At 53.4% G+C, this 23579-nt stretch carries 20 protein-coding genes; 12 read left to right on the top strand and 8 right to left on the bottom strand.

Annotated features, from left to right (window positions below; translation table 11 throughout):
• Positions 1 to 5 precede the first annotated feature (5 nt).
• From D9N13_RS11585 to D9N13_RS11565, 5 genes are read right to left on the bottom strand one after another with little or no spacing between them, the layout of a single operon-like run.
• Complete coding sequence (locus D9N13_RS11585) at positions 6 to 2096, bottom strand: TonB-dependent receptor (RefSeq protein ID WP_290589759.1); 2091 nt, start codon at positions 2094 to 2096, stop codon at positions 6 to 8.
• Between the two features lie 34 nt (positions 2097 to 2130).
• Complete coding sequence (locus D9N13_RS11580; RefSeq protein WP_290589756.1) at positions 2131 to 2955, bottom strand: enoyl-CoA hydratase/isomerase family protein; 825 nt, start codon at positions 2953 to 2955, stop codon at positions 2131 to 2133.
• On the bottom strand, positions 2948 to 3874 hold the full coding sequence (locus D9N13_RS11575; RefSeq protein WP_290589753.1) for an acyl-CoA dehydrogenase family protein: 927 nt from the start codon (positions 3872 to 3874) through the stop codon (positions 2948 to 2950). The genes D9N13_RS11580 and D9N13_RS11575 overlap by 8 nt, the downstream gene beginning before the upstream one ends.
• Entirely contained in the window at positions 3874 to 5010 is a 1137-nt protein-coding gene (locus D9N13_RS11570) for an acyl-CoA dehydrogenase family protein (RefSeq protein ID WP_290589750.1), read from the bottom strand. Before D9N13_RS11570 ends, D9N13_RS11575 begins: the two co-directional genes overlap by 1 nt.
• Positions 5011 to 5047: 37 nt before the next feature.
• Entirely contained in the window at positions 5048 to 7264 is a 2217-nt protein-coding gene (locus tag D9N13_RS11565; protein WP_290589747.1) for an acyl-CoA dehydrogenase family protein, read from the bottom strand.
• Between the two features lie 577 nt (positions 7265 to 7841).
• On the opposite strand from D9N13_RS11565, the gene D9N13_RS11560 reads away from it, so the two are divergent.
• The 8 genes from D9N13_RS11560 (at position 7842) to D9N13_RS11525 (ending at position 16263) form a co-directional block, all read left to right on the top strand.
• Complete coding sequence (locus D9N13_RS11560; protein ID WP_290589745.1) at positions 7842 to 8795, top strand: SDR family NAD(P)-dependent oxidoreductase; 954 nt, start codon at positions 7842 to 7844, stop codon at positions 8793 to 8795.
• The gene (locus D9N13_RS11555) at positions 8792 to 9997 is read left to right on the top strand and encodes an acyl-CoA dehydrogenase family protein (RefSeq protein ID WP_290589742.1); all 1206 of its coding nucleotides are present in this window, start codon (positions 8792 to 8794) and stop codon (positions 9995 to 9997) included. The genes D9N13_RS11560 and D9N13_RS11555 overlap by 4 nt, the downstream gene beginning before the upstream one ends.
• Positions 9994 to 11031, top strand: a complete 1038-nt coding sequence (locus tag D9N13_RS11550) for an acyl-CoA dehydrogenase family protein (RefSeq protein ID WP_290589739.1) — start codon at positions 9994 to 9996, stop codon at positions 11029 to 11031. Before D9N13_RS11555 ends, D9N13_RS11550 begins: the two co-directional genes overlap by 4 nt.
• A 163-nt stretch (positions 11032 to 11194) precedes the next feature.
• Complete coding sequence (locus tag D9N13_RS11545) at positions 11195 to 11611, top strand: Zn-ribbon domain-containing OB-fold protein (protein ID WP_290589736.1); 417 nt, start codon at positions 11195 to 11197, stop codon at positions 11609 to 11611.
• Between the two features lie 3 nt (positions 11612 to 11614).
• Entirely contained in the window at positions 11615 to 12775 is a 1161-nt protein-coding gene (locus D9N13_RS11540) for a thiolase family protein (protein WP_290589733.1), read from the top strand.
• A gap of 5 nt (positions 12776 to 12780) precedes the next feature.
• Positions 12781 to 13533 carry a DUF2889 domain-containing protein gene (locus D9N13_RS11535; protein WP_290589730.1) on the top strand — a complete coding sequence of 251 codons (753 nt, stop codon included), beginning with the start codon at positions 12781 to 12783 and terminating at the stop codon, positions 13531 to 13533.
• A gap of 64 nt (positions 13534 to 13597) precedes the next feature.
• Positions 13598 to 14926 (top strand): amidohydrolase family protein, encoded by a 1329-nt coding sequence (locus D9N13_RS11530; RefSeq protein WP_290589727.1) that lies wholly within the window; start codon positions 13598 to 13600, stop codon positions 14924 to 14926.
• 83 nt (positions 14927 to 15009) lie between these two features.
• Positions 15010 to 16263, top strand: a complete 1254-nt coding sequence (locus D9N13_RS11525; RefSeq protein ID WP_290589725.1) for an acetyl-CoA C-acetyltransferase — start codon at positions 15010 to 15012, stop codon at positions 16261 to 16263.
• A gap of 71 nt (positions 16264 to 16334) precedes the next feature.
• Here D9N13_RS11525 and D9N13_RS11520 read toward each other — a convergent pair whose 3' ends face one another.
• Genes D9N13_RS11520 through D9N13_RS11510 form a run of 3 tightly spaced genes read right to left on the bottom strand, consistent with a single transcriptional unit; the run spans position 16335 to position 19404 of the window.
• A complete protein-coding gene (locus D9N13_RS11520; protein ID WP_290589722.1) occupies positions 16335 to 17834 on the bottom strand; it encodes a class I adenylate-forming enzyme family protein in 1500 nt (499 codons plus the stop codon).
• A 10-nt stretch (positions 17835 to 17844) separates the two neighbouring features.
• Positions 17845 to 18135, bottom strand: a complete 291-nt coding sequence (locus tag D9N13_RS11515; RefSeq protein WP_290589719.1) for a hypothetical protein — start codon at positions 18133 to 18135, stop codon at positions 17845 to 17847.
• A 42-nt stretch (positions 18136 to 18177) separates the two neighbouring features.
• Positions 18178 to 19404: a CaiB/BaiF CoA transferase family protein gene (locus D9N13_RS11510; RefSeq protein WP_290589716.1), complete on the bottom strand. Its 1227-nt coding sequence runs from the start codon at positions 19402 to 19404 to the stop codon at positions 18178 to 18180.
• 217 nt (positions 19405 to 19621) lie between these two features.
• Between D9N13_RS11510 and D9N13_RS11505 the strand changes: the two genes are divergently transcribed.
• Genes D9N13_RS11505 through D9N13_RS11490 form a run of 4 tightly spaced genes read left to right on the top strand, consistent with a single transcriptional unit; the run spans position 19622 to position 23560 of the window.
• Positions 19622 to 20401, top strand: a complete 780-nt coding sequence (locus D9N13_RS11505; protein ID WP_290589714.1) for an SDR family NAD(P)-dependent oxidoreductase — start codon at positions 19622 to 19624, stop codon at positions 20399 to 20401.
• A gap of 56 nt (positions 20402 to 20457) precedes the next feature.
• Positions 20458 to 21285 carry an enoyl-CoA hydratase gene (locus D9N13_RS11500; RefSeq protein WP_290589711.1) on the top strand — a complete coding sequence of 276 codons (828 nt, stop codon included), beginning with the start codon at positions 20458 to 20460 and terminating at the stop codon, positions 21283 to 21285.
• Positions 21286 to 21314: 29 nt separating this feature from the next.
• Complete coding sequence (locus tag D9N13_RS11495; RefSeq protein WP_290589708.1) at positions 21315 to 22025, top strand: SDR family NAD(P)-dependent oxidoreductase; 711 nt, start codon at positions 21315 to 21317, stop codon at positions 22023 to 22025.
• Positions 22026 to 22063: 38 nt separating this feature from the next.
• Positions 22064 to 23560 carry a class I adenylate-forming enzyme family protein gene (locus D9N13_RS11490; protein WP_290589706.1) on the top strand — a complete coding sequence of 499 codons (1497 nt, stop codon included), beginning with the start codon at positions 22064 to 22066 and terminating at the stop codon, positions 23558 to 23560.
• The last annotated feature ends 19 nt before the right edge of the window (positions 23561 to 23579 follow it).

Genomic DNA, 23579 nt, shown 5'->3' with positions numbered 1-23579 from the left:
TACCGTCAAAATGTGGCCCGGATATCAGCGTACAGCGAACGGGGCTTGCCAATAAAATAGCGGTCACCGGCAAAGCCACTGTAATCCGCTCGTTCGGCATAATAGCGATCAGTGAGATTCAACAATCGCAGCCCTGCACTCACACGATTGGTGAGCTGTTGGCGCAATCGAAGGTTAAGCAGCTGATGCCCATCATAGTGGTGGTCATTTTCCAGGTCGGTATAGTACTTACCCATGGAAACCCATTCCAATTCCAGGCTGGTTTTCGAGCTCGGTTGCCAGGCGACCTGAACCGAGCCCATATGGCTGGGCGCCGAAACCATATCGTTGCCGTCAGTGCTGAGTGTTGAATCGGAACCGGGAGCAGAAACATCGCTGGTGTATTGATGGCGGGCAAAGGACCCACCTGCATTGATGTACCAATGATCCGAAAACGGCCAGAAAAGCTGGTACTCCAAACCATAGTGGCGCGTTTCACCATTATCGATATTTTGCCTGGCCGCTGACTGAAATATAACGTTGTCTTTAGTCATGTAAAAACCAACCAGGTCATAACTGAAATCGTTTAATGTGCCCTTAATGGACACTTCAATGCTGCCGATTTCTTCAGAATCCAGATTGGCGATCTCCTGGCCAGACTGTAACCGATACAACTCGGTTGCCTGTGGTGCGCGGAAACCATGACTGAAGCGGCTACTGGCAATAAGGGCATCACTGAAACGGTAAACCAAGCCCAGGTTGAGGGAGGTGTTTTCAAAATCGTCTTTGCGGTCCTCAGGGCGGGTATATCGACAACCGGTTGCTCCAGAGCTCGGGCTGACGCATTGGTTTCCTTCCTCATCTGTATTACCGCTTATCATGCCATTGTTATAGTCATACCTCAGTTGTTCATAGCGCCCACCCATGATAACACCCAGTTTTTCCGTCCACTGGTATTCTGTGCTTAAGAAAGCTGCGCCTAACTGCGCATTCACCTCATAGTCATAGTGTTGGCCCGCAGGCAGGAACCAAAGGGATTCAGTTGGTTGATACTGCTTGAGAAAGGCTTCGGTGATTTCCATATCAATGCCGGTGGTAATTTGCAGCCTATCTGTGATCGACTTGATATAGGTGGTTTGCACACCGGCACTGTTCTGTCCATTCTCTTCGATCGGCTGTCCCGGAAGAAAATGCATCAGGAACTCCATTTCCGAATGGCGGGCAAAAGGCGTTACTATCAGAACGCTGTCGTCTTCCAAAACACGTTCAAAATGCGTCTGCCAACGGACAGCCTGACTGTCTCGATAGGCTTCCGGATTGGGGTTTTGCTTGCGCAGTTGATCATCTTTGTAAGCGTCTTCACCGACAACATACCCGGCCGTTTCCTGGTTGAGGTTGCTTACATTAAGCAGGCTGAAGCTGGACCACTGTGCCCCCTCGTAATCCAGCCTGGCTGTGAGTTTCTGTTGATCAAAGCCTGAGTCATCCTGATAACCATGATCACTGGCACCGTTCACGCTAACCCGATAACCAACCTGGCCTATTCTGTCACTGGTACCTAACTTTACACGCCCATAGTCATCGGGGCCCGCTTCAACCTGAAACGAAGTCTCAGGCTCGCTGCCCCATGGTACAGGTGCTTCGCTTATGAGATTGATCACCCCATGCACTGCATCTGAACTGTGCAGCACCGTACCGGGCCCCCGCAACACTTCAATGCGCTGTGCCTGCTCAGAATTAGTATCAAACAGCTGATTAACGTTACAGAATCCAGTAGGGCGGACGGGAACACCGTCCTCCGCCATGTAGAAAGCCCCACAACTCCCCGCTCCGGTAAGCACTGGGGAACGGATCGCCGTAAGGTGTTCCTGGCCGTTGCCACGGGTAATCCAGACACCGGGAACCCGAACCATAAGTTCGCTTATATGTACTGCTGAAACCTGTTCGATGTCCTGTTTGGTGACCACACTTAGGCTACTGCTTTGGGTGGATAGGGGAGCTTCTACCCGCGTTGCGGTCACTGTGATGGTGTCCAGTGGATTGGACTCGCCGGCTGTTACCGGTTCAGCCAAGGAATAAAACGGGGCGAGTAACAACAGTACAGCAATAATTCGCATGGATTTTATGATAATTCCCGGATCAGTGTTTAATTTATTGTTTTGGCTCGGGCTCCGGCGACTGGCCATAGACCGGTTTGCGTTTTTCCAGTAAGGCCCGCACACCCTCTTTGTGATCGGCCGAATGCGCGCTGAGCCCCTCGTAGGCCAAGCCGGTGTCTAATACCGAATGCACAACCCGCTTCAATTCCTGATTGACCAGCACTTTGGTCCAGCGTATCGCTTTGGTCGCACCTTCCAGCAAACGACGACAGAAGGCATCAACCCGATCATCCAGCTCTGCGGCGGCAACACTGTGGTTAATCAAGCCGATTTGCTCAGCTTTGGGGGCGCTCAGTAGCTCTCCCGTCATCAGGTATTCCTTGGCGCGGCCAAAGCCGATGCGCTGCGGCCAGATTGCAGCACCGCCATCCCCGGCCACCAGCCCGAGGGCAACGTGGGGATCGCCGATTTTGGCAGAATCCACTGCAAATATCACGTCACACATTAATGCCAGGGTGGCCCCTAACCCCACAGCATGCCCGTTAAGACGGCATATCAATGGCTTCTCAAGATCCAACATGGAAAAGATAATCTTTTTTGCCAGACGCGCTTCGTGCTCGAAACGCTCAGGGTGCTCGGCGTTGCCGGCAATGTGTTCCAGATCACCACCTGCCGAAAATGCCCTGCCTGCACCGGTCAACAGGACAACATCAGAGTGCGGATCGGATGCCGCATAGATAAATACTTCGGATAGCTCTGTCAACATCAGCAGATTGACCGCATTCAATAGCTCCGGTCGGTTCATCTCTACAGTGAGTAGGCGGTCCGTGCGTTCAATTCTCAACGTTTGATAATGGGGCAGGGTAGAATCAGTCATCCGACTTCTCACTGTTATCTAAAAAGCAATACTCCGACACCGCATGTGCTTGCGCGCTTCGGCCGTTCAACTCAGAGAGCAGGGCTTTTAATCGGTATGTCCACAAATGCAAAGGGAACTCCAATGTCATGCCCATGGCCCCCATAAACTGATGCAGATCGTAAACAACGCGTGACGCACTTTCCTGGGCATGCAAGGCTGCGACCGCTGCGTCTCCCGCATCGCCCGACCAAGCCGCTTGCAATGCCAACAGGCGCACTCCGCGGGTCAGCACGGCACACTCAGCCATACGGTGCTGTACTGCCTGGAAGCTTCCCAGGGGTCGGCCAAACTGTTTGCGCAGGCGCAAGTGTTCGGTGGCAGCATCCAGCGCTGACTGCAACAACCCCGCCACCTCAGCCGACAACGCCACACGCAGCCAGGTTCGTATGCGACTCGCTTGCGTGTTGTCCAGCGGTGTGAAAGCAAGCTGTTCTTTGGTTTTTCCCATGGGATAAGCGAAAAGCGATTCTACCTTCACTGTGGCACCGGCTGGCGCGCTGAGTAGGCCGACCTGATCACCATCCAGAATGATCAGGGTAGCGGCCTCAGCGACGAACCGACCCGGGCGCCCATTCTCAACCAGCGCCAGCGGCCGTGGCCAGTCGCCCTCAAGCTGCGGCCGAACCAGCATGGATAACGCCACTTCAGCCGTGTAGGGGAGTCGCGCCAGTGTCTCCACCATCATCGCTGCTGACACCGGCCCCAGTTCAGGGATGTTCGCTGCCTCGAAGAATCCACCGTTTTCCAATGCCTGGTCCAGTGAGTTGTCAAGCAACGCAAATCGACGAAAGTCAGTGGGCGGTGTCTTGAAATTTTCTGCCAGTTTATCCAGTGCACTGTTAAGTGCGATCTGGTCAGGATTTGGAGAAAAGTCCATTAACGCGGCTCCCGTGGTAACTGCAGCAGTTGTGTGGCAATCAGGTTAAGTTGAATCTCAGCGGCACCGGATGCAATACCCGCCACTATACCGCGCTGATGATGGGCCAGCAGCAGGGGATCACCACCGGCCAGGGCTTCGGGCAGGTGCTCAACAACGTATTCGGCGACCATGCGCTCGGCATTAACGGTTGCAACTCGGGCAACACTGGCTTCAGCGCCAACAGTATTGCCTTTTTGTCGTTGATCGATAATTTCATAACTGAAGAGGCGGGCAGCCTCACAAGCGGCATGGGCACGGGCCGCCTGGGTCACGGCTCCATGATGAAAGTCATTACGCTGCTTTAACATGGCGATTGCACGTCGCAGCATTCTTGACGCCAGGGCAAAGCGGGGAATACCCACGCGCTCCAGCGATAATGCCGTACGCACTATGTCCCAGGCCTGTCCTTCCTCACCCAGCATGGCACTGGCAGGCACCATTACATTCTCGAAAAATACTTCATGGATGTCGCCTTCCCCGATAAGGCTTGGGATCTCCACCACTGTGATACCCGGTGTGTCCATCGGTACCAGAAAAATTGAAATACCTTTCTTGCCGCTACCGGTTCGCGCCAGAAGAAAGCAGGTTTCCGCTTCAGCCGCGTACGATGTCCAGATCTTCTGACCATTAATGCAGTACTGATCCTGATTGCGCTCAGCTTTAGTCCGCAGTGACGCCAGATCAGAACCTGCTTCCGGCTCAGAAAACCCCTGACACCAGAGCGTCTCTCCCTGTGCCATTGGTGGAATATAGCGACGCTGCTGAGCTTCAGAGCCAAACCGCATCAAAGTGGGACCAATCCAATTCACATTCATATATTGGCCACCCCGGGGCTCACCGGCTGCCCACATTTCTTCTGCCAGAATAAAGGCCGACCAGGCATCCGCGTCCTGCCCGCCCCAGCGTTGCGGCCAATGGGGTACCAACAAACCAGCCGCCGCCAGATTGGCACAGAACTGCCTGGAAAAGTGACTTTGCGCAGTGGATCCCGGGCCATGGGCAATGCGCTCCCAGTTGTCTGGCAAATGCCGGTCAAGAAATTCGCGTACGGTAGCGCGAAATGCTTGTTGTTCTTTATTCCATTGAAATTCCATCGTGCATGAGCCCTGGTAATATTAATGGGTGGAAAATTTACTTGGCACGGCTTCTGGGTAATCCCAATGCGCGCTCTGCAATCATGCTGCGATGGATCTCGCTGGTGCCCCCGTAGATGGTTGTACCCTGTGCATGGCGATAGCACATATTCAGTTCAGCCGCCGCACCTGCACGCTTGGAAAGCGAGTAGGGAGCAGTCAGATCCAGAAGGTCTGCAGCATCCTCCTTGAACTTCTCTGAGGAAAACAACTTCGCCATGGGGCCGTATGCAAGATTGGGTAGCTTTTCAACCACGGCCCACAACGATCTGCGTGCAATCATTTCAGTGAGATAGAAGTGCGCCATGGATTTCGCCAGGCGTTTTTGCGCCGCCGGATCTTCAATCAGCGGCTTGCCTTGATAGCGGATTTGGCGACACAATTCAGCTGCAGCATCCACCATCGCCTTTTGGTGACTGGCGAAGCTGCCGCCGCCATGCTCAAGCTCCAGGCCCGCCGCCATCACCTTTAAACCAGCGTCCACTTCCCCCAGACGATAGCTGTCTGGAACTTTTACGTTTTCATAATACGTGATGTTGGTGCGTTCCTCCTGAAAGGTATACACCGGTTGAACCTCAACACCGGGAGTATCCAGCGGTACCAGGAACATGGTAAGTCCTTTGTGTTTTGGAGCGTCGGTATTGGTGCGGGTTAACATCAATACGTACTGGGCAATGTTGGCACCGCTGGTGAACATTTTAGAGCCGTCTATACGCCAGCCATCGCCATCACGGGTGGCCCGGGTTTTGGCGGCAAACACGTCGGAGCCTGCATGGGGTTCGGAGTAACCCAAACTGCAAATCACATCTCCTGATACTATTTTAGATAATACGTCGCGCTTTACCTCATCACTGCCAAAGCGCCGGATCATCGTACCTACCATAGAAGTCGTACCCACTGCGTGATGGCTCCAATGATGTTGCTCCCATACATGGGAAAGGGCAGTCATGGCATAGGGCGGCGCGGCACGACCTCCATCCTCCTTGGGCCATTCAGGGAACAGCAAACCGGCTTCTGCCAGTTTTTTATGAACCCCGGCATCAAAGCCATCAAAGGAGTAGTGGGCTTTCGCCTTTAATTCCGGTGTGAGAATCTCAGTGAAGACTGCATCCAGCTCCGCCGCCATTTCGCGGGCCTGATCGCCCAGATCAAAATCAATGAACACATCGCCCACATCGGGCAGAGCTGTGGTTTCACCGGCATAAAGCCGGCGCCCGGCTTCCTCCAGCAGTCGCTCCGGATCACCCAGCACCAACGACCAATCCTTCGCTCGCAAGTTGTATAGGTGAATATCGTACTCCGTTGTCAAACCGTAACCGCCAAAGGTGTGCAGGGCATGAGCCACGGTTGACCCTGCGGTTTTCGCATTCCACCAGGCACACAAGGATACTTCTGCAGCGGCTTCTGGAATCGCCTTCGCAATATCATGGGCTGCTTTCCAAACCAGGTACTTACCGCCGTCAATATCGGTAATCCGGTCTGCCAGTGGATGTGAAATGGCTTGATAGCAGCCAATAGGCTGGCCAAACGCTTCGCGTTCACAGGCGTATGCTGCGGCAAGATGGACAGCTTCCCTCGATAATCCGGACAGTGCGGCGGCCACCAGTAATTTCCACTCTTCCATGCATTGATTAAACACGGCCATTCCTTCGTTACTCTCCGACAAGATACTGGTCGCTGATTTGCCGATATCAATTTCTGCCAAAGGAGTGGATGCGAGATTGGCCTCACGCTCGGTAGTCTTGTGATCACCCAGACTCACCAACAGGAGTTGGCGGCCTTTGTGCGCGATCACATAGTCGGCCACCGCACCACCGGCCACCCATTGCTTTGGTTGCCCGGCAACATCGTGAAATGCGAAAGTGACGATTGCTTCCCCACGGATACATTTGTCCAGCAGTTCAGCCTGCGCGTCAGCGGCCACCAATGCTAACAGTCGGGTAGCAATCAGGGTTTCCGCTATGGGACCGCAGGCCAACGTTCTGCCCACTTCCTCCATCAGTACCAGGGCATCAAACAACCCAAGGCCCAATCCTCCTGCCGTTTCAGGCACGCGCATGGAAAACGCTCCCATTTCCGCCAACCCTTGCCACAGGCGCAAATCAAATCCTGCAGGCTGTGCCGCACGCACGCGCTCCATGCTGCTTTCTTCTGTTAGAAAGCGAGCGAAGTTTTCACGCATCATGCGTTGATCGTCTGAGAGATGTAGATTCATTTGAATGGCGACTCCATAGTGTCCACGGATGGGGGAGAGCATTTCCCCTTATTCTTTTTTACGCTGTCACTGCATGCCCTTGCTGGACGCTTCCAGCCAACACTCTCCCGCCCCCGGTCAACCTGATGTTCCAGCAGAGCGAATTATATAGCTCTAAGTCGCTTAGGGGTTTTGGCTGACAACGGAGCCAGCCGGGTTGCAGGAAAGCAATCCAACGCAATATTGATCATTGTTTTTGGTCAAATCCAGTAACGCGGCCTTGAACCCGCAGCCTGGGATTCACCGTTTGCCGGCAGCTGATTTTTATAACAATCCATGCTAGCACCGACCACATTTACTGGTCAACAGGGTTGTTTATTAAAGTATTTTGTGGCACAAAGATTAAGGGGTAATTTGAACTGAACATGCAGGCGCTGCATTGTTGTGGGAAAAACCTTATAACAAACTGAATTTATCCTAAATAACCCTAATAAAATCAGAATAATGCGGCTGATCGATAATGCAGACTCTATGCGGCAACAATTGATATAACAATTGAATAAAGGTGCGTCCGCACAAGCGCGAAGGCAGAATCACAATGAATGTTTCAAACAAAAACGTACTTATCACTGGGGCTAACTCCGGTATAGGTTATTTCCAGGCCCAGCAATTGGCAGCCAAAGGCGCCAATATCATTATGGCTTGCAGAAGCCTCGATAAAGCCGAACAGGCGCGGGAGGAGCTTCTGCAAAACGTACCCGATGCCCGTGTCACGATCCTGACTGTTGATGTATCGGAACCGGATTCCATCCTGCACTGCGTGGAATCCTTTAAAAAGAAAATCGGTAGTTTGGATGTGCTGATTAATAACGCCGGAATAGTCACACGGGAGTTAAGCCGTAACAGTGTTGGGCATGAGATGCATATGGCCACCAACTATCTGGGCGCCTTTGCTCTCACAGGGCTGCTATTGCCCTGTTTCAATCCGGATTCGGAGACTCGCATCGTCAATGTAGGTAGCCTGGCTCACCGTTTTGGCAAGCTTAACTTTGATGACCCCAACTGGGAAAGCACCGAGTATAACCTGTGGCGGGCCTACGCACAGAGCAAAATCGCTACTGCTGGCTTCACCATTGAGCTTGATCGGCGTTTGAAACAGAGCCGCAGGAAGATTATGGCTTTGGGTGCTCATCCGGGTTTTGCGGCGACCGATGTGGGCAAGAAGAATGGGGCAGCCGCACCTAAGAATGCGTTCCACCAGTGGTATCAGGACAAGATGCAGGAATGGGTTGTTGGTACAGCACCGGACGCTGCAGAAAAAATAGTTTATGCCGCAACATCGGACACCGCCAAGGGCGGTGATTACTACGGCCCCACTGGCCTGTTTGAAATTAAAGGCCCCATCGGCAAGGCAAAACTCAATCCTCTGGCCCAGGATCCGGTATTCGGCAAGCGGCTGTGGGAACTTTCAGAGGCGCTTACCGGTGTGCGTTATCTCTCTGAGTGTGAGCTTAATCCCGCCAACGGCCACAATGTGAAGGCAGCAGTATGACCTCAAATGAAAGTACGTCGGAATTACGTCAGCAAGTGCGGGCCTGGTTGCAGGCGAATACTCCTCCGGGCTGGCGCGACACAATGACCAACGTGGAGCAGGAAAAATTCGTCTCCCTACAGCGTGAATGGTTTGGCAAATTGTCACAGGCAGGGTATGCCACACCGCACTGGCCGCAAGGTTGGCATGGCGGCGGCCGCTCGCTGGCCGAGCAGAAAATTATATTTGAAGAAGTTGCGCGGGCGGATGCACCCCGTCTGATTCTGTTTTTCGTCGCATTGTACCATGCGGCCTGTACCCTGTTCGAATACGGAACAGAACAACAACAGGACAAATATCTACAGGGTATTCTGGATGGCAAGATATGGTGCCAGGGCTTTTCAGAACCCAATGCCGGGTCCGATCTGGCATCGCTGCGCACCAAAGCGGAACTGCACGGTGATCATTATATTATTAATGGTCAAAAAACCTGGTCGACCATGGCTCAGTATGCTGATTTTTGCCTGCTGCTTGCCAGAACGGATCATTCCGGGCCACCTCAGGCAGGCCTGACCTACCTGCTGCTGGACATGAAAACCCCTGGCGTGAGCGTTCGACCAATCTCCCAAATTACAGGTGATGACGAATTTGCTGAGATCTTTTTTGATGATGTCAGGGTTCCCGTGGCAGATCGAGTTGGTAACGAGGGTGAAGGCTGGGCGGTAGCACAGGCAACACTGGCATCAGAGCGGGGCTTGACTCTGGTGGAGTTGACTCAGCGCCTGCGATATGCGCTGCCTATGTTGGTACGCACCATTGAAACGCAGGGTTTGCAAAACGATACCACCACCCTGCAGGCGCTGGGGAAACTGAGCATCGCAGTGGACGCAGGCTGCGCTTTGGCCGACCAATACCTGATGAAGCGTATTTCAGGGACCGAGCAAGTGGGTGATGCCTCCGTTGTTAAATTATATTACGCCCAGGTGTTGCGTGACTTTACCAAGCTGGGTGTACAAGTGAGTGGTATACAGGGCCAGTACCATACCGGTTTTATGCGCGGTGCCACACAGGAAACCGGAAACTGGACACTTGATTTTATGAATTCCTACAACTGGTCGATTGCCGGTGGCAGCAATGAAGTACAACGCAACATCATCGCAGAGCGGATGCTTGGCATGCCAAGGGAGCCGAAAAGCTGGCAACGGGTGGAGGGCAGGGCATGATGGTGGAACTGGAAGAACTGCAGCAATCTGCCCGTCGGGTAATGCATGATCTTGGGCTGGCTGCTACGGAAGATGTGGTTTGGTCGCAGATAATCGAATTGGGCTGGCTTCTGGTTTCGCTGCCCGAAAATATGGGCGGATTGGAAGCCGGCATCAAGGGCGCTGCCATCATGCATTCTGAATTAGGGCGGGGTTTATCAACCGCCCCTTACCTGCCGGCCATGCTGGCGGCAGACATCATCAGCCAGTCGCAAGCCGATGCGCGGGATCAATTGCTGGAATCATTAATCTCGGGTGAACTTATCACAACACCCCTTGCCGACAGCGACATTACACTCAGCGACAACCGCATAACCGGTACCGCCATAGCGGTGCAGGCTGCAGATCAGGCCCGACAAATTCTGGTGGCCACCTCCGCCGGAGAATGTATCGTATTGATTGAGCCGGCCCAAACCGGGGTTGAAATAATACCAACGCCCACCTGGGATCAGACCCGCAACCTGTTTGAAGTGCAACTAACTGATATTGAGTTAAGCAAACAAATAGTGCTGGCAGAAGGCCTGTCAGCCGTAGAACTTACCCGAAGGATGTATTCATTACGGGATTTTGCCTTGTCCGCTGACGCAATCGGAGGGGCCAACGCCCTGTTGGAATTAACAGTGGAGCATTTGCAATCACGAGTGCAGTTCAAGCGCCCGTTAGCCATGTTCCAGGCATTGAAGCACCGCTGTGCGAACATGAAAACATCCGTCCTTGCAGCGGAGGCCATGCTGAGTGCGGCACTGGCAGATGCGACGGCATTGGATTCCAATACCGCAAGAACCCATGCCATGGCGGCAAAATGTTGTGCTACGTCCATGTTCTCATCCCTGGCGGAAGATTGCCTGCAATTGCATGGAGGAATCGGCATGGCAGATGAACACCCCTGCCATCTGTTTCTTAAACGTGCACTTTTGAACAATCATTTGAGTGGCGAAAATAATGCTTATGCAACTGCAATTGGACGCAGTCTGGCACAGCCCTGCAGGCCCTGATGATCAGCAACCCACTGGGGAATCAGTGGGTTAATGCTAGCGCTCTTAGCTGCAGGCGCAACGCTGTCGATGCCGGTGGACTAACCCGCAGCCATGCTTTATAGTAATCATCAGTGATGTCTAATAATAAAAAAGATCTGAGTGCTGAATACAGGTCGACACATTGGGAGTTAACGAGAAAATGCGTGCTTTGCCTCGATTAGATTCAGTCAATCGCGACTTTTGGACAGGTGGTGAGCTGGGTGAATTACGCATTTTACATTGTGCAGACTGCGATCAATTCATACACCCGCCACGCCCGGTATGCCGCCACTGCCTTTCTGAAAATCTCAAATCAAAAGCCGTATCGGGCAACGGTGTCATTGATACATTCACGATTAACCACCAGCAATGGCACCCAAAAATGGATGTTCCCTTCGTTATTGCTCGGGTTGCGCTGGATGACGCACCAGGTGTTTACCTGACGACTAATATCGTGGGATGTGATGTCAGCGAGGTGGATATCGGTGACCAGGTTCAGGTGACTTTTCTGCAGCAGGATGATGTTTTTCTACCAATATTTGAAAAAGTGGCCAAGTAAACCATGAACTATGCGGAAGCTTACATAACCGGAATCGGACAATCACAGATCGGTCGCAAGCTGACGCGCCATCCTCTGTTGTTGACGGTGGACGCAGTCAAGGAAGCACTGGATGAAGCAGGCCTCGGTATCGATCAAATTGATGGTGTTTCTACGTACCCGGGCCGCGTACCTCAAATGCCCGGGTTCTCGCCCATCGGCGCAGACGAACTCATTGATGCCCTCGGCATCCAGGCCCGTTGGTATGCCGGAGGCGGCGAAATCAGTTCCCAGCTGGGCGCCATTGTCGCCGCTGTCGGTGCCATTCGCAGTGGACAGGCGCGCCACGTTATCTGTTATCGAACAGTGTATGAAGCAGCGGCCATGGACCGCCCTGAGGAGTACCCCGTATCCAGACGTGATCGGGTGGATGGCCATAGTCAATGGACGGCGCCTTTTAATGCGCTGTCCGCGGTAAATTGGGTTGCTCAGTACGCCATGCGCCACGTTAAACAGTATGGTTTAACCCGGGAACAACTGGCACAGATTGCTTTGACCGACCGCGCCAATGCCATGCTAAACCCCCGTGCCCTGGTACGTGAACCCCTGACCATGGACCAGTACCTGTCTTCACGCATGCTGTCTGACCCACTGTGCCTGTACGATTGCGATCGTTTTACCGATGCTTCAACCGTATTGATCGTATCCGCGGGCAGTTCACTCCATGAGGTGACCTGTGCACCTGTCAGGATCGCCGCCATGGCGGGTAGCGTGGATCGGCACAGCTGGGATCAAGCTCAGTGGATGGCATCCTATGCCACCGGCAGGGATCTGTGGGCCCGGACTGATTATCAACCCGCAGATGTGGACATCGCCCAGCTCTATGACGGCTTCAGTTACCTTGCCGTTAGCTGGCTTGAAGCACTAGGTTTCTGCGAAGTGGGAGAAGGTGGAAAGTTTATCGAAGGTGGTCACCGCATTGCACTGGACGGTGAGCTGCCGCTGAATACCTTTGGCGGACAGATAGCGGCCGGCCGCCTCCATGGATTTGGCTTCGCTCACGAAGCCGTAGTTCAACTGCGTGGCCTGGGTGGTGAGCGGCAAGTACAGGGTGATCCCAAACTGGCAGTGGCCACCTCAGGCGGTGGTCCGCTGGCAACGGCACTGCTTCTGGCCCGGGATTAATGCCAATGATGATCGATCACGGCTTTTGGCGTCGCATCCGCATCACACCAGCATCCCGCTCTGTTGTACAGAATAGTGTTGCAGAGAATGCTGTTATAGCAGAGTTGGAGGATGATTTTCACTGTATGAGTGTAGTGCTTCACCACAACCAGGGTAGGGTTCTGAATATTGAAGCGGATATGCACCGGGCACCCTGGTCCACTTGTCCGGGTGCCACCACTCAGCTATTACAAACCTTCAGCGGAGCCAAGCTCAGTGAATTCCCCCGACAGGGGCAAAAAAAAATCAATTGTACCCATCTTTACGATCTGGCTGTGTTGGGTGCGGCTCATGCATTGGATGAGAACCCTACGATCTACGATATAAGGGTTTCCGACCCTATAGATCATACCCGGCAGGCAGCCATCTATAGCAACCGCCGTTTACTGTTACATTGGATCGAAAAAAACTTTCATCTTACCGAGCCGGCAGCTGCAGCCGGAATTCGTTTGGACCAACTGCGATCGTGGATCGACACTCTGGCACCGGAATTACAGGAACCGGCCCGGCTCCTGCAGTGGGGCAACATACTCGCCAATGGACGAGTCATTCCACTGGCAGAACAATCCGATGCCACCAGAATGCCTCCCAGTTGCCACACCTTTCAACCGGAACGCGCAAAACTGGCGCGAAGGGTAGGAGGCATCCAGGATTTTAGCAAAGAGACTTCGCCGCCGCTTACTCAATACAGCGCAGTGAAAGAAGTAAGGATACGTTAAACCAACGCATAGACAGAGTTTGAAAATAATAACTCCAAAATGAGTAACCTTGAGGACAGGAATCATGGAAATGAACGATATGGTGATTATCAGCGTTGATGATCACATTACTGAACCCCCCGATATGTTCGACAAGCACTTGTCTGCTGAAGACCTGCAAACGGCTCCTAAATTCAATACCGACGAGGATGGCAAGAGTTACTGGACCTATCAGGGTATGTATATGCCGTCAGTGGGGTTGAACGCTGTCGTAGGGCGCCCCCTGGAAGAATATGGTATGGAGCCCAATTCACTGGAAGAAATGCGTGAAGGCGTGTACAACGTAGATGCACGCATTAACGATATGAACGTGAATGGGGTTGCGGCGTCACTCAACTTTGGGACCTGTGTGGGTTTTGACGGAGGCCGCTTCCATCGGGCACCGGATAAAGCACTCTCTTTGAAGCACCTGCGTGCTTATAACGATTGGCACATAGATGAGTGGTGCGGTGCCTACCCCGGCCGATTCATCCCCTGCGCAATTTTGCCGACCTGGGATATGGACGCAACCGTTGCTGAAATCAAGCGAATCGCGGCAAAAGGGTGTACCGCTGTTTCCCTGAACGAGAACCCTACCAAGCAGGAATTGCCCAGTGTTCATAACGAATACTGGACACCCATGTGGAAAGCCATCGCCGAACACGATATCACCATGTGTCTCCATATTGGTGCTGGTAACCCAGTGCCGCACGCTTCTATGGAAACCCCTATTGAAGCTTGGATCACCACCATGCCGATGTCCAGCGCGGTGGGTGCTGCCGATTGGCTGCATCTCAGTGCCCTGCACGAATATAATCTGAAAATTGCCTTGTCTGAAGCCAGTATTGGCTGGGTTCCCTACTTTCTGGAACGGGCGGACTTTGCTCATTCCCGTCACAAATTCTGGACCCACAATCATTTCAGCGGCATGTTACCCAGTGAAATGTTCAAAAAGCATTTTATGCTCTGCTTCATTGACGATGCCTACGGCCTCAAGAATCTGGGGGAGTTGAATGAAGATCTGATCGCCTATGAATGTGACTATCCTCATTCCGACACTCTCTGGCCAGAATGTCCCGATCATCTGTGGAAGCAGATGAGCCACCTGACCGATACACAAATTGATAAGATCACCCATCTGAATGCGATGAAGTGGTTCAACTTCGATCCGTTTAAACACATTAAAAAAGAAGACCTCACGGTAGGCGCGCTGCGCGCCCAGGCCGCCAAAGACAAAGTCGACACCACGCCCCGTTCCTGTGGTGGCGCCAGCCCGCTGGCAAAGGGGGAACAACCCAGGCGGATTACCTCCGGTGATCTGGTGAAAATGTTCCAACACCATGCCGAAGAAGGCAAGAAACTGCAATCCGCCTGATGCAAACGGAGGCGGGAGCCCGTACTCCCGCCTTGCTGTACCATGGGATATTACGACCTTTAAACTGAAGAGAGAGCAAAACCATGTCCGAAGCGTTTATCATCGATGCGGTTCGAACGCCTCGCGGAACTGGAAAAGTAGGCAAGGGCGCTCTGGTGAACATGCATCCTCAACATTTGGCTGCTGTTGTACTCAAGGCCCTCCAGGAACGCAACAACATAAACACCAAAGAAGTTGATGACGTCATTTGGGGAACCAGTGCCCAAAAGGGGCAGCAGGGTGGTGACCTGGGGCGCATGGCGGCATTGGATGCCGGGTTTGATGTCTGCGCCAGCGGTATAACGTTGGATCGCTTTTGCGGTAGTGGCCTCAGTGCTGCCAACCTGGCCGCGGGCCAGCTGATCTCCGGGTTTGAAGATCTGATTATTGCCGGTGGCACGGAAATGATGTCCCTGATAACGGCACTTGGCATGAAAGAAATGGAAGCCGGTTTCAAATCCTTAGGAATTGGTTCCGGCAATGCACGGCTACAGGCCCGTCACCCACAATCCCATCAGGGCTTGTGTGCCGATGCCATTGCATCCCTGGAAGGTATTGATCGCTCGGCATTGGATGAGTACGCGTTGGAAAGCCAGCGCCGCGCAGCGATGGCCATAGAAGAAGGGCGTTTTGACAAGTCCATTGTCCCGGTGTTTGATGACCAGGGCAAGCTTGTGCTGGACCGTGATGAACACCCCAGGCCACAAACCACCATGGCGGATCTGGCGGCATTGAAACCCAGCTTTGCCAAGGTTGCTGATTTGCCTGCCAATACCGAAGGTACAACCTTTCGGCAACTGATAAACCGTCGCTATCCTGATCTGCAAATCGGCCATTTTCATCATCCGGGTAACTCTTCCGGCGTTGTTGACGGTGCGGCAGCGTTACTGATGGCATCAAAATCTTATGCCAATCGACAGGGGTGGAAACCAAGGGCCCGTGTGGTAGCCGCCGCCAATATGGGGGGCGACCCCACGCTGATGTTAAACGCACCCGTACCAGCGGCACAGAAAGTATTGGCCAAAGCGGGCTTAACCGTAGCCGACATCGATCTTTGGGAGGTCAACGAGGCCTTCGCCGTAGTGGTTGAAAAATTTATACGCGACCTTAACATCGATCGGGACAAAATCAATGTCAATGGCGGCGCCATTGCTCTGGGTCATCCTATTGGTGCAACCGGCGCGGTTTTGATTGGCACAGTGCTTGATGAGCTGGAAAGAAGGGACCTGAAGCGAGGCCTGATAACCATGTGTGCGGCAGGAGGAATGGCACCCGCCATGATCATTGAACGTGTTTAATCAAACATAGCTAAGATTACACAGCCACCTGATTCTGACAACCTGAATAAGGTGGCTGTAGAGTCTTAACGTTATTCACTAAACAGCTTTCTGATTTCTCTACGTAACAGTTTCCCCATTTCGTTATAGGGCAATGCCTCAAGAACAGCAACGCGCTCCGGAACCCTGGACGAACGCAGCCGATTTTTTATCAGCATCTTGAGTTCGGCATCATCAGGGATGGCGCTATCCGGCTTGCAGGTTACCGCAATGCCCACTGCCTCCCCCCATTCCGCAGAAGGTACGGCTACCGCCGCGGCATCAGCAATGGCCGGGTGGGTCATCAGTACTTCCTCAATTTCCGCCGGCGAAATATTCTCACCGCCTCTAACGATGACATCATCGGCGCGCCCGCCGAGAAACAAATACCCATCGTGATCAAGCCAGCCGGCATCCCGGGTAGCAAACCAGCCTTCGGCATCAAGGGCGGTACGTTCACGATACTCACCTGAAACCTGCTCACCGCGCACATAAATTTCGCCACGCTCACCGGCAGGCAGTACACGGCCTGCCTCGTCCCGAATTTCCAGTTCTATTGTCGGTAAAGGGCGACCCACTGATCCCAAACGCATGCGCACAGCAGGGTCAGTGGAGGCGAATGCCGCTCGGTGATCGTCGGGGCTTAGCAGGGCGATGGTTGAACTGGTTTCAGTCAGACCGTAGGCATTGGTAAATCCACATTCTGGAAACAATTCCATGGCCCGTTGGATGACCGACAATGGCATGGGCCCGCCACCATAGGCAATGGCCTGCAGACTTGAAAGATCGAGCTTGAAATCGTTTTCATCAATACGACCAATAATGCGTGACAACATGGTGGGCACAACAAAGGCATTACTTACTTTTTCCTCGCTGACCAGTGTCAACCAGGCATCCGGATCAAAAGCCGGCAGCAGCACTATTTTTCGTAATGAGTAAATCGAACTTAATAAAGCCGCTATACCCGCAATATGATAGGGTGGCACGCACACCAAGCTGCCTTCCTCTGGATCTGCGGAGCCGAATTCCACTGTACCCAGTATATAGGAGAGCAAATTTTCATGTTTCAACAACGCGGCCTTGGGCGCAGAGGTTGTGCCACTGGTAAATATCTGCGCGGCCACTGCGCCATCATCAAGTTGCTTTTCTTCGAACGGCTCGGTAATGGAATCCGCAGCAGCGACAAAATCCCTACGTTGCAGGCAACGATGACTTCCTTCCGGGTTGAGGCGGACGATACGCTCAACATCCCCCACGGCATACGCAGGCTTGATCCGGTGCAGCAGGGCGGCCAGATCGGCATCAGCTAACCTGTAGTTAAGCGGCACATAGGGAACTCCTGCCAGGGCGGCCCCAAACAGTGCAATAGCAGTGGCTTCGCTGCTTTCATCAAGCAGTGCCACGTATGAGCAGCCGCTACGACTGATACTAACGGCTGCGCCGTTGGCTGCCTGCCATAAGGTGCCATAGGTCCATCGGCGCCCGTTGCAAACCAATGCCGTTCGATCGGGTTCGGCCTCCGCGGCCATCTGCAGAATCAGCGATATATTCATTAGAAAACCTTCAGTCAGACGATGGTAAAGGCTTGCTGTCTTTAATGCGAAGCGGGTTGCCTGCTATCGACAGAGAACCTTTTCCTGCTTTTACGCAAAGCAGTTCAACTGCACCACCATCATCCACGTAACGCTTACCCACTTTGGTACCTTCAGAAAAGGCTGCGTCCAGGGTATCTGGTGCGCGCTCCGGGGATTCCGACATAGGTTGACCGCCACAATGAACCACAGCATCGCTTCCCTTAATGACCATGACTTCGGTATCGCAAACTGCGCTTTTAAGTTTCGTTCCTGGCTTCATAGTACTCTCGTTATAGTTATGTTGATCCTGCACCACCGGGCATCAGGCAATGGCACCCTTGGACTTCAGTTGCTCGATACGATCCCACTCCAGGCCCAGTTCCATCAGGTAGGTTTCCGTGTGCTCAGAGGCCTGAGGTGCCCGAGTGTTGGTTACAGATTGATGATTAAACTGCACAGGGCCGCGCACCAGCTTAATGGGAGCGCCTCCATCCACCGACTCAACTTCAAACAGCATATCATTGGCGAGCGCCTGTTCATCACTGGCAAGGTCCAACAAACTCTGAATGGGTGCCCATTGACCTTTCATGGTTTTAAGGTGCTGGCGCCAATAATTGAACGGCTGGCTGGCAAATGCAGCAGCGATGAGGTCACTGGCATCACTCCAGTTTTTCATCAAGGCCTCGGGTGTGGAAAAACGCTCGTCATCAGCGGCTTCCGGAATACCCAGATGGGCAAAGGTGTCCCGGATGTAGGCTCCCGGGGTAATAATGCAGAGGTTGATGGTACCGCCGTCTGCGGTGGAGTAATTTCCGGTAAATGGATTGCCCGGATTGCCACCTGAACGGGGCATGCGATTGCGCACGATGTCGCCTTTCTCAATAAACAAATCCACCGCAGAGCCGGCAGCCCACCAGGCGGTGCTGAGCAGCGATACATCCAACTCACTGGTTTCACCGGTTTGCAGGCGATGAAACAGTGCCGCGGCCACCCCTCCGGCGATGTTCATGCCGCCAATGGAATCGCCAAATGCCGCAATGCCCTGCGCCAGAGGTTGACCCAGTTCGGCGGGCGACATGGAATGTCCAACCCCGCTGCGGGACCAAAAGGCGGTACCATCAAAACCACCGGTGTCCCGCTCCGGGCCTTTATCACCGTATGCGCTGCCACGGGCATAGATAATATCTGGATTCACTGCCCGAATGTGCTCCACATCGATCTTGAGCTTTTGGCGTTGAAAGGGCAGATAATTGGTAATAAAGACATCCGCGGTTTTGGCGATCTCATACAGCAACTCAACCCCCTCAGGGTTGGAAATATCGATGCCAACACTACGCTTGCCGCGGTTGGCGTGCTCCATCATGGTGTTGCGCTGAGGGTCGATTTTCATTCCCCCCATATTAACAAAACCACGCTGGGTATCGCCGCGTAGCGGGTGCTCGATTTTGATCACATCAGCCCCCCAGTCAGCCAGAATAGCGCCAGCTGCCGGTACAAAGGTAAATTGTGCAACCTCAAGGACTTTCACGCCTTTCATTACTTGAGTCATGGATTTCTTCGGCTCCTCTGCAGTGCGTGTCCAGCGATAAAGACGTTGGATTTATACGAGATTTTCAAGGTATAATACTAAACAACAACACTGTTGTATATAATCACTTGGCGCAGCCACCATGGCCGCCATGATTACAGGGCATGCACATAAAGCTCTGAATTAACTATGTATTTTGTAACATTAGACTGCAGGCTTTTAGCGAAGGACCAATACAATGAAGATCGATTCTACGCTCGCGGCGGTGGTAACGGGTGGCGCTTCAGGGCTTGGCCTGGCCACTGTCCAGGCGCTGCGAGCACAAGGTGTAAAGGTTGCCATATTCGATATGAACAAGGATCTTGGCATGCAAATGGCTGAGCAAACCGGTGCCGTATTCTGTGAATGTGATGTGCTGTCTGATGAGAGCGTCGATCAGGCATTTACCCACGCCCGCGAAGCCAATGGCCAGGAAAGAGTGCTGGTCTGTTGTGCCGGTGGAGGCAACGCCATTCCAACGGTGCGTCGAGACAAAAAAACCGGCGAGATTAAAATGTTTCCCACGGACCAGTTCGAGTGGGTTTTGCGCTTGAATACCGTGGGTACCTTTCGCTGTATCACCCGCTCTGCTGCAGGAATGATGACATTGGATCTGGCAGACGGGGAGCGGGGCGTTATTGTAAACACCGCTTCGGCAGCGGCTTCGGAAGGTCAGATGGGGCAGGCCGCGTATTCTGCGGCAAAGGCGGGTATAGTGGGTATGACCCTGACCATCGCCCGTGATCTTGCACGGGAAGCGATACGTGTTAATACGATTCAACCCGGCATCTTCGACACTCCGGCCATGGCAAGGGCGCCTCAGGAAATGAAAGATGCGCTGGGCGCCATGGTGCCTTATCCGCGCCGCCTGGGGCATCCTGACGAGTACGCCAGCATGGCACTGGAAATGATTCGCAACCGTTACTTAAACGCCGAGACTGTCCGCCTGGACGGTGCAATTCGCATGCAGCCAAGATAATAACCACACCAACAACGACATTCGCCGCAACCCAATGCATTGCAAGGACAAGTATCATGAGCCAAGAAAGCAACCCTATCGATTACGCCGTAGAGGGACCGGTCGCCGTCATCAGCCTGAATCGACCTGAACAGGCCAACGCACAGAACCGGGAATTATTGATTGAACTGGATAAGGCCTGGGACCAAGCCGCAGAAGACGATCAGGTTAAGGTCATCATCTTGCGTGCCAACGGTAAACATTTTTCCGCCGGGCACGACATGTCCAACAGCAATGCTCAGGCTCAGTTCGAGCAGGACAAGGCTGAAGCAGGCATGATGAAATTATACATGCATGAACGTAAGCATTTTCTTGGATTCAGCCGCAAGTGGCGCGACATACCAAAGCCATCCATTGCGGTGGTTCAGGGATCCTGCATTGCAGCAGGAATGATGTTATGTTGGCCCTGTGATCTGATCCTGGCGGCCGACAATGCCAAGTTTAGGGATCCGGTTGTGATGATGGGGATTGGAGGGGTGGAATACCACGGCCACACCTGGGAGTTCGGGCCCCGCAAAGCGAAAGAGATGCTGTTCACTGCTTCCACAATCACGGCAGAAGAAGCTCGGGAGCTGGGTATGGTGAATCGGGTTGTACCCTTGGCTGAGCTGGATTCCAGCGCCATGGAGCTTGCGCTTCAGATCGCAAAAATGCCGGCGTTTGGACTGGCAATGGCAAAACGCGCCGTTAACCAGACCCTGGATGTAATGGGGCAGTATACGGCCATCCAGAATGTATTCGATATTCATTCCCTGGGCCATGGCAATGCGGTAGCGCAATGTGGCTTTCCGGTTCTCGTGGATCTGGAGAAATTAAAACAGGCAGGTAAAGAGCCTAAATCCTGAAACACGCCCTACCTATGGAGTCAGTCATTATGAGTAACTATACCGATAAAATCGTGGTCATTACCGGTGCAGCAGGGGGGCTCGGTCAAAGTATCGCAGACTACTTTCGCCAGGCGGATGCCAAGCTGGCCCTGATTGACTACAGCGATGAACTGCTCAGTAAAGCGTTTCCGAACAGCAACGAGGAAAAGGAGATCCTGTTGTCCTGCGATCTAACCAATCGTGAATCAACAAGCAACGCGTTTGCTCAGATAATAGGGCGATTCGGCCGCATCGATGTGTTGGCCAATATAGCAGGGGGCTTCATCATGGGCGAGGCGGTGCACGAAACCACCGATGCCACTTGGAACTTTTTGCTCGATCTCAACGCCCGCTCCATTGTGAATACTGCTGCGGCCACAGTGCCGGCCATGCTGAAGCAGGGTGGTGGCAAGATCATTAATGTCTCGGCCGCCTCATCACAAAAAGGTGTTGCCCAACTGGGAGCCTACATTGCATCGAAAAGCGCGGTACTGCGGTTGACCGAAACCATGGCAGATGAGTTGCGGGATAAGAATATTAATGTCAATTGCATCATGCCTTCTGTTATCGATACGCCGAATAATCGAAACGGGATGCCCGATGCTGATCATAGTAAATGGGTGAAACCGGAAGATTTGGCCAATGTGGTGGGCTTCCTGGCCTCAGACCTGAGCGCTGCAGTGCATGGCGCGGGAATCCCCGTTGTAGGTTTGAGTTGAGGCGGCCTTCAAGGCTGTTTTACCGGAAGCGATAAGATATGGGTACCAACGGCCTACAACAGCTCAGTACCAAAGTGCTTAGTCGTCCACACCATCAACCAGCCATTGAGTACGAACGACGCTGGTTTAGTTGGGGTGAATTCAACCAGGTTGCCAACCAGGTCAACGACCTGATTCGGGAAAGCGGCGCTGAGGCCGATTCAAAGCTTGTTCTGATCGCCAAGAACAGGCCGTCTGCCTTGGCGGCTTACCTGGGATTAATCGCCCAAGGCTATGCCTTTCGGATGGTCTACCCCTTTCAGTCTGCCGCCTCCCTGATACGGGAACTGGAACGGGTCAGACCCTCGGTGGTTATTGCGGCTGAGGAAACCTTCAACACCGAACTCCAGCATAGGATGCAGATAAAGGGCATCGCCGGCATTGCGCTCTTCGATGGCGATAAACGCGCGCCCCTGAACGCCCGTATGGTACCCGGGCTTGAGCACGCTGCAATCGAAGCCAGCCGGGTAAGTGCACCGGCCATCGAGATTCTTACCAGCGGCACCACCGGGGCACCAAAACCGTTTGCACTGGATTACAATACAGTCGCTGAACATATTGTGGGAGGCAGGCGCACGCCGTCCTCAGAGGGGTTAGACCCAGAGCAGCTGCCTCCGATCCTGATGTATTTCCCGGTGGGAAACATCACCGGGTTGCATTCCATCATCGCACCGTTGCTGCGTGGACAAAAAGGTGTTTTGCTCGATCGATTCTGCGTGTCCGGCTGGCATGATCACCTGAAACGCTATCGCCCCCAGGCGGCTGGATTGCCACCGGCAGCGGTACAAATGGTGCTGGAAGCAGATTTACCGAAGGAAGACTTTGCCTGTTTGAAGATGATTGGCTCAGGGTCTGCGCCATTGGATCCAGGTGTCCAGAAAGCTTTTGAGGAGCGCTACGGGGTGCCCATCCTCATTGCCTATGGTGCAACGGAGTTTGGTGGCCCTGTGGTCAGCATGACTCCTGAAATATACGCCCGTTGGGGACAGAAAAAACCCGGTAGCGTCGGGCTACCCATGACGGGGGCGAAGATCAGAATCGTCGATCCAGATACCGGCGCGTTGCTGGATGCAGGTGGGGTGGGGGTACTGGAAGTGGTTTCGCCCCGCATGGGGGCTCATTGGATTCGAACCGCCGACCTTGGTTACATCGATGAAGATGGGTTCCTGTTTCTGTGTGGACGCAATGATGGTGCCATTATGCGCGGGGGTTTCAAGGTGTTGCCGGAAACCATTGAAAAGGCGTTACTATTACATCCCTCCATAGCAGCCGCTGGGGTAATCGGCATTCCCGACCATCGGCTTGGTCAGGTGCCGGCCGCCGCCTTGGAGCTTAAATCCAAAGCCGCAGAACCCAGCATCCATGCACTGGAAGAACACCTCAGAGGCCACCTGAACGCCACCCACATACCGGTGAAATGGCGCTTTGTTTCCGAGCTTCCAAGAACGGCATCTTATAAAGTGCACCAGCCGTCTTTACGAAAACTGTTTGAGTAAAGAGGTGGCTTCTGGTACG

This window comes from Ketobacter sp. GenoA1, from assembly GCF_003671475.1.
Taxonomy (GTDB): domain Bacteria; phylum Pseudomonadota; class Gammaproteobacteria; order Pseudomonadales; family Ketobacteraceae; genus Ketobacter.
This window is presented reverse-complemented; position numbering and strand designations above follow the sequence as displayed.

Excerpts from the sequence above, each read along its gene's own strand:
- D9N13_RS11585 (WP_290589759.1), bottom strand. The coding sequence starts at position 2,096 with ATGCGAATTATTGCTGTACTGTTGTTACTCGCCCCGTTTTATTCCTTG.
- D9N13_RS11580 (WP_290589756.1), bottom strand. The coding sequence starts at position 2,955 with ATGACTGATTCTACCCTGCCCCATTATCAAACGTTGAGAATTGAACGC.
- D9N13_RS11575 (WP_290589753.1), bottom strand. The coding sequence starts at position 3,874 with ATGGACTTTTCTCCAAATCCTGACCAGATCGCACTTAACAGTGCACTG.
- D9N13_RS11570 (WP_290589750.1), bottom strand. The coding sequence starts at position 5,010 with ATGGAATTTCAATGGAATAAAGAACAACAAGCATTTCGCGCTACCGTA.
- D9N13_RS11565 (WP_290589747.1), bottom strand. The coding sequence starts at position 7,264 with ATGAATCTACATCTCTCAGACGATCAACGCATGATGCGTGAAAACTTC.
- D9N13_RS11560 (WP_290589745.1), top strand. The coding sequence starts at position 7,842 with ATGAATGTTTCAAACAAAAACGTACTTATCACTGGGGCTAACTCCGGT.
- D9N13_RS11555 (WP_290589742.1), top strand. The coding sequence starts at position 8,792 with ATGACCTCAAATGAAAGTACGTCGGAATTACGTCAGCAAGTGCGGGCC.
- D9N13_RS11550 (WP_290589739.1), top strand. The coding sequence starts at position 9,994 with ATGATGGTGGAACTGGAAGAACTGCAGCAATCTGCCCGTCGGGTAATG.
- D9N13_RS11540 (WP_290589733.1), top strand. The coding sequence starts at position 11,615 with ATGAACTATGCGGAAGCTTACATAACCGGAATCGGACAATCACAGATC.
- D9N13_RS11535 (WP_290589730.1), top strand. The coding sequence starts at position 12,781 with ATGATGATCGATCACGGCTTTTGGCGTCGCATCCGCATCACACCAGCA.
- D9N13_RS11530 (WP_290589727.1), top strand. The coding sequence starts at position 13,598 with ATGGAAATGAACGATATGGTGATTATCAGCGTTGATGATCACATTACT.
- D9N13_RS11525 (WP_290589725.1), top strand. The coding sequence starts at position 15,010 with ATGTCCGAAGCGTTTATCATCGATGCGGTTCGAACGCCTCGCGGAACT.
- D9N13_RS11520 (WP_290589722.1), bottom strand. The coding sequence starts at position 17,834 with ATGAATATATCGCTGATTCTGCAGATGGCCGCGGAGGCCGAACCCGAT.
- D9N13_RS11515 (WP_290589719.1), bottom strand. The coding sequence starts at position 18,135 with ATGAAGCCAGGAACGAAACTTAAAAGCGCAGTTTGCGATACCGAAGTC.
- D9N13_RS11510 (WP_290589716.1), bottom strand. The coding sequence starts at position 19,404 with ATGACTCAAGTAATGAAAGGCGTGAAAGTCCTTGAGGTTGCACAATTT.
- D9N13_RS11505 (WP_290589714.1), top strand. The coding sequence starts at position 19,622 with ATGAAGATCGATTCTACGCTCGCGGCGGTGGTAACGGGTGGCGCTTCA.
- D9N13_RS11500 (WP_290589711.1), top strand. The coding sequence starts at position 20,458 with ATGAGCCAAGAAAGCAACCCTATCGATTACGCCGTAGAGGGACCGGTC.
- D9N13_RS11495 (WP_290589708.1), top strand. The coding sequence starts at position 21,315 with ATGAGTAACTATACCGATAAAATCGTGGTCATTACCGGTGCAGCAGGG.
- D9N13_RS11490 (WP_290589706.1), top strand. The coding sequence starts at position 22,064 with ATGGGTACCAACGGCCTACAACAGCTCAGTACCAAAGTGCTTAGTCGT.